General features: G+C 69.1%; 12 protein-coding genes. 9 read left to right on the forward strand and 3 right to left on the reverse strand.

What is annotated here, in order from left to right; translation table 11 throughout:
* Positions 1 to 5 precede the first annotated feature (5 nt).
* The 8 genes from AC1DZV_RS01825 to AC1DZV_RS01860 are packed head-to-tail and all read left to right on the forward strand — an operon-like array spanning position 6 to position 8,656.
* A complete protein-coding gene (locus tag AC1DZV_RS01825) occupies positions 6 to 551 on the forward strand; it encodes a (2Fe-2S)-binding protein (RefSeq protein WP_476949669.1) in 546 nt (181 codons plus the stop codon).
* Positions 548 to 2,941: an aerobic carbon-monoxide dehydrogenase large subunit gene (locus AC1DZV_RS01830; protein WP_476952785.1), complete on the forward strand. Its 2,394-nt coding sequence runs from the start codon at positions 548 to 550 to the stop codon at positions 2,939 to 2,941. The genes AC1DZV_RS01825 and AC1DZV_RS01830 overlap by 4 nt, the downstream gene beginning before the upstream one ends.
* Entirely contained in the window at positions 2,941 to 3,927 is a 987-nt protein-coding gene (locus AC1DZV_RS01835; protein ID WP_476949670.1) for an XdhC family protein, read from the forward strand. Before AC1DZV_RS01830 ends, AC1DZV_RS01835 begins: the two co-directional genes overlap by 1 nt.
* A complete protein-coding gene (locus AC1DZV_RS01840; RefSeq protein ID WP_476949671.1) occupies positions 3,911 to 4,561 on the forward strand; it encodes a nucleotidyltransferase family protein in 651 nt (216 codons plus the stop codon). The genes AC1DZV_RS01835 and AC1DZV_RS01840 overlap by 17 nt, the downstream gene beginning before the upstream one ends.
* Entirely contained in the window at positions 4,558 to 5,481 is a 924-nt protein-coding gene (locus AC1DZV_RS01845) for an AAA family ATPase (protein WP_476949672.1), read from the forward strand. The genes AC1DZV_RS01840 and AC1DZV_RS01845 overlap by 4 nt, the downstream gene beginning before the upstream one ends.
* Positions 5,474 to 6,781 carry a vWA domain-containing protein gene (locus AC1DZV_RS01850; RefSeq protein ID WP_476952786.1) on the forward strand — a complete coding sequence of 436 codons (1,308 nt, stop codon included), beginning with the start codon at positions 5,474 to 5,476 and terminating at the stop codon, positions 6,779 to 6,781. The genes AC1DZV_RS01845 and AC1DZV_RS01850 overlap by 8 nt, the downstream gene beginning before the upstream one ends.
* Complete coding sequence (locus AC1DZV_RS01855) at positions 6,771 to 7,517, forward strand: SRPBCC family protein (protein WP_476952787.1); 747 nt, start codon at positions 6,771 to 6,773, stop codon at positions 7,515 to 7,517. The genes AC1DZV_RS01850 and AC1DZV_RS01855 overlap by 11 nt, the downstream gene beginning before the upstream one ends.
* 11 nt (positions 7,518 to 7,528) lie before the next feature.
* The gene (locus AC1DZV_RS01860) at positions 7,529 to 8,656 is read left to right on the forward strand and encodes an XdhC family protein (protein WP_476952788.1); all 1,128 of its coding nucleotides are present in this window, start codon (positions 7,529 to 7,531) and stop codon (positions 8,654 to 8,656) included.
* Between the two features lie 187 nt (positions 8,657 to 8,843).
* Here the strand turns inward: AC1DZV_RS01860 and AC1DZV_RS01865 are convergent, their stop codons facing one another.
* The gene (locus AC1DZV_RS01865; RefSeq protein WP_476949676.1) at positions 8,844 to 9,389 is read right to left on the reverse strand and encodes an NAD(P)H-dependent oxidoreductase; all 546 of its coding nucleotides are present in this window, start codon (positions 9,387 to 9,389) and stop codon (positions 8,844 to 8,846) included.
* Positions 9,386 to 10,255 carry an SDR family oxidoreductase gene (locus AC1DZV_RS01870; RefSeq protein ID WP_476949677.1) on the reverse strand — a complete coding sequence of 290 codons (870 nt, stop codon included), beginning with the start codon at positions 10,253 to 10,255 and terminating at the stop codon, positions 9,386 to 9,388. Before AC1DZV_RS01870 ends, AC1DZV_RS01865 begins: the two co-directional genes overlap by 4 nt.
* Positions 10,256 to 10,466: 211 nt before the next feature.
* Between AC1DZV_RS01870 and AC1DZV_RS01875 the strand changes: the two genes are divergently transcribed.
* Positions 10,467 to 11,087, forward strand: a complete 621-nt coding sequence (locus AC1DZV_RS01875; protein WP_028276802.1) for an L-threonylcarbamoyladenylate synthase — start codon at positions 10,467 to 10,469, stop codon at positions 11,085 to 11,087.
* A gap of 87 nt (positions 11,088 to 11,174) precedes the next feature.
* Here AC1DZV_RS01875 and AC1DZV_RS01880 read toward each other — a convergent pair whose 3' ends face one another.
* Positions 11,175 to 11,438: a hypothetical protein gene (locus AC1DZV_RS01880; RefSeq protein ID WP_476949678.1), complete on the reverse strand. Its 264-nt coding sequence runs from the start codon at positions 11,436 to 11,438 to the stop codon at positions 11,175 to 11,177.
* Positions 11,439 to 11,470 lie beyond the last annotated feature (32 nt).

Raw genomic sequence — 11,470 nt, forward strand, 5'->3', positions numbered from 1 at the left:
AGCCGATGCAGATCAGCATGACCGTGAACGGCACCGACGTCACGAGCGAGATTGAGCCCCGGGTGCTCCTGGTCCACTACATCCGCGAGGTCCTGGGCCTCACCGGTACGCACTGGGGGTGCGACACAAGCAACTGCGGGACGTGCGTGGTCCTGATGGACGGACAGCCCGTGAAGTCCTGCACCGTCCTGGCCGCCATGGCCGCGGGGCACGACATCCGCACCGTCGAGGGGCTGGCCAGCGGCGGCACCCTCGACCCCGTCCAGCAGGGTTTCATGGAAGAGCACGGGCTGCAGTGTGGCTTCTGCACCCCGGGGATGATGCTCACGGCCCGCGCGCTGCTGGATAGGAATCCGCACCCGGACGACGCCGAGATCCGGCAGGCCATTTCCGGGCAGATCTGCCGGTGCACGGGCTACGCCACGATTGTCCGCTCGGTGCAGTGGGCCGCCGCCCATCCGGCCGGCTCCGGCCTGGCCGACACGGACACCGCCGACACCGCCGTCCCGGATGTCGCGGCGGAGACAGAAGACACGGAGGTGAAGGCATGACCGTCATCCGTGACCGGCAGTCAAACCCGGCCGCCGGCGACGAGGACCGCCCGATCGGCTATGGCCGCATCCAGCGGAAGGAAGACCCGCGCTTCGTGCGCGGCAAGGGCCACTACCTGGATGACATCGTGTTGCCGGGAATGCTGCACGGCGCCATCCTGCGGGCTCCGGTGGCGCACGCCCGGCTCGTGTCCATCGACACCACTAACGCCCTCGCGCATCCGAAAGTGGTCGCAGTCATCACCGGCAAGGACCTGCTGGGCCTGAAGCTCGCGTGGGCGCCGACGCTGTCGGCGGATGTCCAGGCCGTGCTGGTGACCGACAAAGTCCGGTTCCAGGGGCAGGAAGTCGCGTTTGTCGTGGCCGAGGACCGTTACGCCGCCCGGGACGCCCTGGAGCTGATCGACGTCGAATACGATGTCCTTCCCCCGCTGGTGGACGCCCGCAAGGCACTGGACGCGGACGCCCCGGTGATCCGCGATGAGATCGAGGGCCGGACGGACAACCGGATCTTCGACTGGGAGATGGGCGACAAGGCCGAAACGGATGCGGTGTTCGCCGCCGCGGATGTTGTGGTCAGCCAGGAGGTCGTCTACCCGCGGGTCCACCCCGCCCCGATGGAGACGTGCGGCGCCGTCGCCGATTTCGACGCCGTCAACGGCAAGCTGACGCTCTACGAGACCACCCAGGCACCGCACGCGCACCGGACCCTGTTCGCGATCGTCGCCGGCATCCCCGAGCACAAGATTCGGATCGTCTCCCCCGATATTGGCGGCGGTTTCGGCAACAAGGTCGGGATCTATCCCGGCTACATCCTCGCCGTCGTCGGTTCGATCGTCTCCGGCCGCCCGGTCAAATGGGTGGAGGACCGCTCCGAAAACCTGATGTCGACCTCGTTCGCCCGGGACTACATCATGCAGGGCGAAATCGCGGCGACCAGGGACGGCAAGATCCTCGCCCTGCGCACCCACGTGCTGGCCGACCACGGCGCGTTCAACGCCACCGCCCAGCCCACCAAGAACCCGGCCGGATTCTTCTCCATCTTCACCGGCAGCTACGACCTCGCGGCCGCCCACTGCTCCGTCACCGGCGTCTATACCAACAAGGCGCCCGGCGGGGTCGCGTACGCGTGCTCGTTCCGGGTCACCGAGGCCGTGTACCTCGTGGAGCGGATGGTCGACATCCTGGCCCGCAAGCTGGACATGGACCCGGCGGAGCTGCGGCTCAAGAACTTCATCAAGCCGGAACAATTCCCCTATGCCAACAAGACCGGCTGGGTCTACGACTCGGGCAACTACGAGGCCGCCATGCGCCTCTCGATGCAGCTCGCCGGATACGAGGACCTCCGCCGCGAGCAGGCCGAGAAACGCGAACGCGGGGAACTCATGGGCATCGGGGTTTCCTTCTTCACGGAAGTCGTCGGAGCCGGGCCCAGGAAACACTTCGACATTGTCGGCCTCGGCATGGCCGACGGCGCCGAACTGCGCGTCCACCCCACGGGCAAGGCCGTGGTGCGCATCTCGGTGCAGAGCCAGGGCCAGGGCCACGAGACCACCTTCGCCCAGATCGTGGCGGAAGAACTCGGCATCCCGCCGGAGGACATCGAGGTGGTGCACGGGGACACCGACCAGACCCCGTTCGGGTTGGGCACGTACGGCAGCCGTTCGACGCCGGTCAGCGGCGGCGCCGTGGCCCTTGTAGCCCGGAAGGTGCGCGAGAAGGCGAAACTGATCGCCGGGGCGATGCTGGAGACCCGCCCCGAGGACCTCGAATGGGAAAAGGGCCGCTGGTTCGTCAAAGGCGACCCGAGCGTCGGCAAGACCATGGCCGAGATCGCCATGGGCGCCCACGGCACCATTGCCTTGCCTGAGGGCGTGGACGGAAACCTCGACGCCGAGGTCACCTACGACCCGCCGAACCTGACCTTCCCGTTCGGCGCCTACATCTGCGTCGTCGACATCGATCCCGGCACCGGGCAGGTCAAAGTGCGGCGCTTCATCGCGGTGGATGACTGCGGCACGAGGATCAACCCGATGATCATCGAAGGCCAGGTGCATGGCGGGCTGACGGACGGTGTGGGCATGGCCCTGATGGAGATCATCGAGTTCGACGAGGACGGCAACTGCCTCGCCGGGTCCTTCATGGACTACCTGATCCCCACGGCCATGGAGGTGCCGGACTGGGAAACCGGATTCACTGTCACGCCCTCCCCGCACCACCCGATCGGGGCGAAGGGCATCGGCGAGTCCGCCACAGTCGGCTCACCGCCGGCGATCGTCAACGCCGTCGTCGATGCCCTGGCGCCGTTCGGCGTCACGCATATGGACATGCCCTGCACCCCGGCCCGCGTCTGGGCTGCCATGCAGGGCCGGGCCCGGCCGCCGATCTGATGGCCTCCACCGCAGGATCCCTGGCCGCCAGGGCCGATGAACTTGCCAGCCGCCGCGAGCCGTTCGTCCATGCCACGGTGGTCCGCGCCCAGCATCCGACGAGCGCCCACGCCGGGGACACCGCCCTGGTGCTGCCCAGCGGAGAGATCCACGGCTTTGTGGGCGGAAACTGCGTGGAGGAGTCGGTGCGCGAGTACAGCCGGCAGGTCCTGGCCTCCCAGGAACCCCTCCTGCTGCGGGTGCTGCCCGGAGAACCGTCCCGCACCGCGGAGGAAGGCGCCGTCGAGGTCACCAACCCGTGCCTAAGCGGCGGGGCGATCGAGATCTTCCTCCAGCCGCGGATTCCGGCGCCCCGGGTCGTGGTGGTGGGCACGACGCCGGTGGCGCAGGCCCTGGAAACGCTCGGCTCCGGCGTCGGCCTCGAAGTCGAACTGACGGACGGCGAATCCGCCGATCCCCGCGGGGATGACGCGGCCTTGATTGTCGCCTCGCACGGAAAAGCGGAAGAGCGCGCCCTGGAAGCGGCCCTGCGGGCCGGCGTCCCCTACGTTGCCCTCGTGGCCAGTCGAACCCGCGGCGCCGCCGTCCTGGAATCCCTCGACGTCGACGACGCCCTGCGGCGGCGGGTTTTCACACCGGCCGGGCTGCAGCTGGGCGCCCGGACCCCCGGGGAGATTGCCTTGTCCATCCTCGCCCAGCTGGTCGGTGAACGGTCCAGGGCGCGGCGCGCCGCCCCGCCCCTTGCATCGTCCGCTGCCGCGGCGGCCACGAGCTTCGGCACGGAGCCCGTACCATCGGAGCCCGCGCCATCCGAGCCCGCACCATCGGGGCCGGCGAGCGCGGTCGACCCGGTGTGCGGCATGTCCGTCCCGGCCCTCGAATCGTCCCTGCACCTGGTTCACGAAGGGGCCGCCGTCTACTTCTGCTCGCCCGGCTGCCGGGCCGCCTTCCGCAAAGATCCGGAACGCTATGCCGTTACGACCTGACCCGTTGCGGGCGGCAGGAAGCCCCGGACCCCGGACCGCCGGCATCATCCTGGCCGCGGGCGGTTCCCGGCGCCTGGGCCTGCCGAAGCAGTTGCTGCCCTACGGCGGGGGCGTGCTGCTCGATGCCGTCCTGGCGACTGCCCGGGACTGCGCCTTCGGCCAGACGGTGCTGGCCCTGGGCGGCGCAGCGGCCGAGGTGGAGCGCACCGTGGACACCAGCGGCTGCGATGTGGTGCTCAACCCGGACTTCGGCGAAGGGTGCGCGTCCTCGATCGCCACGGCGCTCGCCGTCCTCCATCCGGACACCAGCGCCGTCGTCCTGCTGCTCGGCGATCAGCCCGGTGTCCGGGCCGCGAGCGTCCGGGCCGTGCTTGGCGCCCTGCAGCCCACTTCTGCGCGCGCTGCCGGCATCGCGGTGTGCCGCTACGACGACGGCGTGGGCCACCCGATGGCGTTTGCCCGGCGCCTGCTGCCGGACCTGGCCGCCCTGCACGGGGACAAAGCCGTTTGGAAGCTCCTGGCACAGCGGGCGGACGACGTCGTCGAGGTCCGTACATCCGGCCCCGTCCCCCCGGACGTCGACACCGAAGACGACTACCGGCGTCTCCTTGCCGGGCTGCTGGGGGCCCTATGACGGCGGCGGCGCGGGCCGGCGCGGAGGAGGACGTGCGGCGCCGGGTCCCGGATGTCGGATCGCTGATGGCCGCGCTGGACCGGACCAACTACCTGGCTGACGTCGGACTGGCGACGGCGCTGTTCCTGGCTGTCCGTCTGCCGCAGCCCATCCTGCTCGAGGGCGAGGCGGGGGTCGGGAAGACGGAGGCCGCGAAGGCGCTGGCCGAGCTCCTCGACACCCCGCTGTACCGGCTGCAGTGCTACGAGGGAATCGACGCCGGTGAGGCCCTCTATGAGTGGAACCACCAGCGCCAGCTGCTCGGCATCCGGCTGGCCGAAGTCCGCGACACCGAGGTCACGGAAACGGACCTGTTTGCCTCCCAGTACCTGCTGCGGCGCCCGCTCCTGCAGGCGCTGGAACATCCCGGCCCGCGGCCTGCCGTGCTGCTCCTGGACGAGATCGACCGCGCCGACGCCGAATTCGAGGCCTTCACTTTTGAACTGCTGGCCGAATCCGCCGTCACCATCCCGGAGCTGGGCACAATCCGCGCCACCCATCCCCCCATTGTGATCCTGACCTCCAACCGGACCCGGGACCTTCACGACGCCCTGACCCGCCGCTGCCTGTATCACTGGATCGACTACCCGGGACCCGCCCGGATCGCCGAGATCGTGCGCCGCCGGGTTCCTGCCAGCAGCGGCCCGCTGGCCCTCCAGGCCGCTGCCGTCATCACCCGGCTGCGCACCCTGGACCTCGCCAAGCCGCCCGGGATCTCCGAGGCAATCGACTGGGTCTCGGCCCTGGCTGTGCTGGGGGTGGAGCGGATCGACCCCGGCACCACCGAGCAGACGTGGGGCTCCATCGTCAAGAACCGCGATGACCTCGAACTCGTCGGCTCCCGCGGCGCGGCCTGGCTCGTGGACGGCACCGATGGCTGAAGACAACGGCCCCGCGCAAAACAACAGTGCCACCGATCAGCCGCCGCAGCCGCCACTGGTCGAGGCGGCCGCCTTGTCCGCCGCGTTCGTCACGGCCATCCGGAGTGCCGGCCTGGCCACCTCGCCGGACCGGGCGGCGCGGCTGGCTGAGGCGCTCCACCTGATCCCCCCGGCCCGGCTTGAGCAGCTCTACTGGACCTGCCGCGTGGTGCTCGTGTCCGCCCGCGAACAGGTGCCCGTGTTCGATGCCGTCTTTGCGGCCGTGTTCCGCGGGAACGCCGYCCCCGCCCATCCGGGCAGCGTGCCCGGCGCGGCAGCGGCGCCGCCCGCACCGGCGCTCCGGACCAGGCCCGCAGCGCCAGGGAGCCAGACGCCGGGCCCGGCCCCCGGCACGCCGCAGCGGCCGCGCCCGGCCTTCCCCGGCCGGGACGGCTCCGCGGAGGACGGCCGCACGGACCGGGAGGCCGTCCTTGCCATGGTTTCCGCGGACGAACACCTGCAGGTGACATCCTTTGCCGAGCTTTCCGCCGAGGAAGTAGCGGAGGTACGGCGGCTGGCGGCGGCGCTGCAGCCCGCGACGCCGCTGCGGCTGAGCCGGCGCACGCGCACGTCGGCCCACAGCACGGCGAGCCTGGACGTCCGGGCGACAGTGCGTGCCGCCCGCCGGTCCGGGACCGACGCCCCGCTGCTGCTGTATGCCCGCCGGCGCGAGCAGCGCCGCAAACTGGTGTTGCTCTGCGATGTTTCGGGATCGATGGAACCCTACTCCCGGGTCTTCGTATCCTTCCTGCAGGGCGCCGTGACCCGGGCCGGGGCGGAAGCCTTTGTCTTCTCCACCAGGCTGACCAGGCTGACACGGCAACTGGCCCTGCGTGATCCGGACCAGGCCCTGGCCCGCGCCGCTGTCTCCGCGCCGGACTGGGCCGGCGGAACCCGGATCGCCGAATGCCTCCGGCGCTTCGTCGACGAGCACGGCCGCCGCGGACTGGCGCGGGGCGCTGTGGTGGTGGTGTTTTCGGACGGCTGGGCCTACGAGGATCCGGAACAGGTCGCGGCGCAGATGGCCCGCCTGCGCCGGCTCGCCCACCGGATCATCTGGGTGAATCCGCGCAAGGCAGCCCCGCAGTACCGGCCCCTCGTGGGCGGCATGGCGGCGGCCCTGCCCTACTGCGACGCCTTCGTCAGCGGCCACAGCTACAGGGCCTTGGCGCAGGTGGCTGCCGCCATTCGCGGCGAGGGGCCGCCTTCACGGGACACGCACGAACGAGCGAGAGGCAAGGAACCAGCCCATGCACATTGACAGCACGTTCTCGGTGGTCGCACCGATAAGCCAGGTGTGGGACACGCTGATGGACTTTGAACGGGTGGCCGGCTGCCTTCCGGGGGCCAGGATCCTGAACAAGCTCTCGGACGACGCCTACCAAGTGGGCATGACGGTAAAGCTCGGCCCGGTCACGATGCAATACAAGGGCCTGCTGAACGTCATTGAACGAAACGCCCCGGAACATCGTGCGGTCCTTGGCGGCAAGGCCCAGGAGACGCGCGGACAAGGCACCGCCGAGGCCACCGTCACCCTGGTGCTGGCCGAAGACGGAGCGGCCACACGGGGTTCCGTCAGCGCAGACCTGGCGCTGTCCGGCAAGGCAGCGGCCATGGGCAAGGGGGTGATTGGCAGCGTCACGGAGCAGATGATGTCGCTCTTCGCGAAGAATCTGCAGGCCATGCTCACTGAGGGAGCACCCCCTGCGCAGGAAGCCCCTGCCGGACCGACCCCGGCTCGGGTCCCCGCGTCGGCGGCGGAACCGATCCCTGTGCCTGTCTCGGCGGCGGCCGCGCCGGAACCGGTCCCTGTGCCTGGCTCGGCGGCTGCGCCGGACGGCAGCCTGGATGCGCTGAGCCTCGCCAAGTCAATCGCGGCGGAGCAATTGTCCAGTCCGGTGAAGGTTCTGGGCGTTATCGCCATCGTGGCGTGCATCGCGTACTGGGCCGGCCGGCGTTCGGCGTTCCGGCTGCTCCGGCTGTGCGGCAGGCTCTGAGGAGAGCACCGATGCGTGATGTCCTGGCGGCGATGTTGCCCGACTGGCGAAGCGGTGCCACGGCAGGCCTGGCCACCGTCGTGAGCACATTCAGATCTGCGCCCCGGCTCCCGGGGGCGGCGATGCTGGTGACGGCCAGCGGCGAGGCCGTGGGATCCGTCTCCGGCGGCTGCGTCGAGGGGGCCGTGTACGAGCTCGCCACCCAGGTCAAGGACGACGGCGAGCCGACCCTGGTGCGCTACGGGATCAGCGATGACGATGCCTTTGCCGTGGGCCTGACCTGCGGTGGAATCATCGACATCTTCGTCGAACCTGTTTCCCGGCGCCGCTTTGCCGAACTCGACGCCGTCGCGCAGGACATCACCGCCGGGCGCCGCGTGGGCGTCGCCACGATCATCGAACACCCGGATGCCGGCCGCGTGGGGCGGCACCTGGTTGTCAGGCCGGAAAATTGCGAGGGTGACCTGGGCTCGGACCGGACCAACCGCGCCGTCGGCGACGACACCCAGGGTCTTCTCGCCGCCGGCCGGACGGGCATCCTGAACTACGGCGTGGACGGCGAGCGGCTGGACACCGGCATGCGCGTCTTCTTTGCCAGCTATGCGCCGCCGCCGCGCATGCTCGTCTTCGGCGCCATTGACTTCGCCGCGGCGCTGGCGCGGCTGGGCGCGTTCCTGGGCTACCGGGTGACCGTCTGTGATGCGCGGTCCGTATTCGCGACGCCGGCGCGATTCCCCGAAGCCGCCGAGGTGGTCAACGCGTGGCCACACCGGTACCTGAGCGAGCAGTTTGCCCAAGGCCTGCTGGATTCCAGGGCTGTGCTCTGCGTCCTGACCCACGACCCGAAGTTCGACATCCCCGTCCTTGAGGTGGCCCTGCGCGGCAGCCCCGTGGCCTTTGTCGGCGCCATGGGATCCCGGCGCACGCACGAGGACAGGATGGCACGGCTTCGGCAGACGGGACTGACTGAGGCCGAGTTGTCCAGGCTTCACAGCCCTGTCGGCCTGGACCTGGGCGCCCGCACCCCGGAGGAAACGGCGGTGTCCATCGCGGCAGAGTTCATCGCCCAGCAGTGGAGCGGCAGCGGGGAGCCGTTGCGGCAGCTCGGCGAACGGATCCACCACGACGAGCAGTTGTGACTGTGTGGCCATGACGGCGGGCAGCGCCCTGCGCTGGACGCTGGCGGTGCTGCTGCTGGCGGCAACGGGCTACTCGGTCGGCCAAAGCTTACGCGGAGCCGGGCCGGCGGGTCGGGTCGGCTCCGCTGCCCAGGCCGCCTGACCGCCGCTCCCCCCGGCGCGTCGGATCCGACGCACCGGATTCCGGCTACCGCGCGGAGACCGACGCGGGAGCCAGCAGTTCGCGGTACCGGGCGGCGTGCCGGCCGAGTTCGTCGGCGTCCACCCGGGGTGCCGAATGCAGGACGAGTGGCTGGGCCATCTCCAGGCCGCACAAGTGCGCGGTAGCGTCGAGGGGGCGCAGGAGCTCCTCCATCGTGAAGCGGTTGTGTCCTGCCGGCGCGTAGGACGATTCAGGACCGCCGGTCGACAGCACCAGCTGGAGCCGCTTTCCGTGGAGGGCGTCGCCTCCTGCCCCGTACGCGAAGCCGTACGTGAGCACCTGGTCCATCCACTCCTTCAGGACCCCCGGGACGGAGTACCAGTGCCACGGGAACTGCCAGACGATGGTGTCGTGCCCGCGCAGCAACTCCTGTTCCCGGGCGGTGTCGAACCGCCGGTGCGAGTGGGCCGCGGAGAGGTCATGCACTGTCACGTTCTCCAAGTCCATGATGGCTGCGGTGAGGTGCGCGGTGATCCGCGAGCTTTCCAGGTCGGGGTGGGCAACAAGGACGAGCGTGCGCTGTGGGGTCATGGAAGGTTCGTGCTTCTTTCTGAGTCGGATTCGAGGCCGACCAGAGCCGAGCTGACCTGCCAGAGGCGGTCAATATCGGACTGGCTGTAGCTGCGTTTTGATGATTTCTTGGGGGTGCTGTTGGCAAAGTACTGGCCGGTGACGTTTTCGAGCTCCGGCGCCGAGGCAAGGTAGATGGAGGTCCGGGCGCCCTGCTCCGGGGTTTTCATCCACCGCTGAACCAGCGGTGTCAGGAACTCTTGCAGCCGGCCCGGATCTTCGGCTCCGAACGCCGTCGCCACGACTCCGGGGTGGAGCACATTTGCGGTGACGCGGGTGCCGGAGAGACGTGCGGCGAGTCCGTAAGTGAACAAGACGTTGGCCAATTTCGACTGGTTGTACGCCCGCTGCCCCGAGTAGGACCGTTCGGCCAGCAGGTCCGCGAAGTCCATCCGGGCCATGGCTTGGGCGCCGGACGAGACCGTTACGATCCGCGCCGGTCCGCTCTCCTTCAACCGCTTAAGGACAAGGTTGGTGAGCAGGAAAGGAGCAAGGTGGTTGAGGGCGAAGGTGTACTCAAGTCCATCCACGGTGACACGGCGGGTGTTCCAGAATCCGCCCACATTGTTGACCAGCACATCGAGGCGGTCCAAGGTATTCAGCACCTCGTCGGCCAGCCTGCGGACTTCCCGCTGGGAGGAGAGATCGGCGGTGAACACCTCTACGGGGGCCGACGCCACAGCCCGGATCTCCTCAGCTGCCCGCGATGCCCTGTCAGCATTGCGTCCAGTGATGGCAACCCGCGCACCCAGGGCGGCCAGACCCAGAGCCGTGGCCTTGCCGATCCCGCCGGTGCCTCCGGTGATCAGAACTGTCTTTCCTGCCATTGACAGCATTCGGTTCTCGCTCTCGGTGTTCGTTTGCCGCAAAGCTGCATGAGTGGGGTGTAGACAGGTTTGTCTATACCGGGAACGAAGGTATCAGACAGAACTGTCTGTGCACAAGCAGCGGCCGGCCCCGTTCCGCCGCGGGAGATTCGGGTCGGCTGACGGGCTCCGCTGTCGCCGTCCGGGCGGCCGCCGGGCGTATGCTCTTGGCATGGCGAGATACTTCGATGTGCACCCCGAGAACCCCCAGCCACGTTCGATCCTCCAGGCGGTGGACATCGTGCGCTCAGGGGGCCTGATCGCTTACCCCACGGATTCCTGCTACGCGCTGGGCGCTCAGCTGGGTAACCGGGAGGCCCTGGACCGGATCCGGACCATCCGGCAGTTGGACGGCAAACATCATTTCACCCTCGTCTGCAAGGACTTCGCCCAGTTGGGCCAGTTCGTCCAGATCGACAACGATGTGTTCCGCAGCATCAAGGCCGTCACGCCCGGCAGCTATACCTTCATCCTGCCGGCGACCAGGGAGGTCCCGAAACGGCTGCTGCACCCGAAGAAAAAGACTGTTGGCGTGCGCATTCCGGACAACCACGTCGTGCAGGCGCTGCTCGCTGAGCTTGGCGAGCCGTTGCTGTCGAGCACTTTGCTGCTTCCCGATGAGGAAGAGCCACTCACTCAGGGGTGGGAGATCAAGGAACGCCTGGACCACGTGGTGGACGCCGTGATCGATTCCGGCGACTGTGGTGCCGAGCCAACCACGGTGATCGACTACTCCAGCGGCGTCGCGGAAATCGTCCGGCGCGGCATGGGTGATCCGTCGCGCTTCGAGTAACAGTCGCGCTTCGGTTAGCAGAGAACGCCGGCAACGGCATCGCGCCGGCCGGCTGACAGTGCGCCGGGGCGGACCAGGCGGGACGGACTAGGCGGATTCCGCCGTGGCCGCCTGCCGGTTCCGCAGCCACCGGCGCACGAGGTCGATGGCGGCGAGAAGTCCGGCCAGGGGCGAGAGCACCGCTGCGGCGTAGACGAACATCATCCACGTCAGAGTGGTCACCGGGCTTTGGCGGGTGCTCAGGAGGGACAGTCCGCCGAAGAGGCCCAGGACCCAGAACAGGATGACTCCGGACAGCACAGCGGCTGCGGGGAAGTACTCGTTCGTGATGACTTTCTTCAAGGTTTCCATGGGCCCTCCTCACGCCCGGCGGTGGGACTGCC

It is taken from the genome of Arthrobacter sp. P1_D12 (assembly GCF_056406175.1).

Coding starts and splice junctions, on each gene's coding strand:
- AC1DZV_RS01825 (WP_476949669.1), top strand. CDS start 6: ATGCAGATCAGCATGACCGTGAACGGCACCGACGTCACGAGCGAGATT.
- AC1DZV_RS01880 (WP_476949678.1), bottom strand. CDS start 11,438: ATGGAAACCTTGAAGAAAGTCATCACGAACGAGTACTTCCCCGCAGCC.
- AC1DZV_RS01870 (WP_476949677.1), bottom strand. CDS start 10,255: ATGGCAGGAAAGACAGTTCTGATCACCGGAGGCACCGGCGGGATCGGC.
- AC1DZV_RS01845 (WP_476949672.1), top strand. CDS start 4,558: ATGACGGCGGCGGCGCGGGCCGGCGCGGAGGAGGACGTGCGGCGCCGG.
- AC1DZV_RS01830 (WP_476952785.1), top strand. CDS start 548: ATGACCGTCATCCGTGACCGGCAGTCAAACCCGGCCGCCGGCGACGAG.
- AC1DZV_RS01865 (WP_476949676.1), bottom strand. CDS start 9,389: ATGACCCCACAGCGCACGCTCGTCCTTGTTGCCCACCCCGACCTGGAA.
- AC1DZV_RS01855 (WP_476952787.1), top strand. CDS start 6,771: ATGCACATTGACAGCACGTTCTCGGTGGTCGCACCGATAAGCCAGGTG.
- AC1DZV_RS01835 (WP_476949670.1), top strand. CDS start 2,941: ATGGCCTCCACCGCAGGATCCCTGGCCGCCAGGGCCGATGAACTTGCC.
- AC1DZV_RS01875 (WP_028276802.1), top strand. CDS start 10,467: ATGGCGAGATACTTCGATGTGCACCCCGAGAACCCCCAGCCACGTTCG.
- AC1DZV_RS01860 (WP_476952788.1), top strand. CDS start 7,529: ATGCGTGATGTCCTGGCGGCGATGTTGCCCGACTGGCGAAGCGGTGCC.
- AC1DZV_RS01840 (WP_476949671.1), top strand. CDS start 3,911: ATGCCGTTACGACCTGACCCGTTGCGGGCGGCAGGAAGCCCCGGACCC.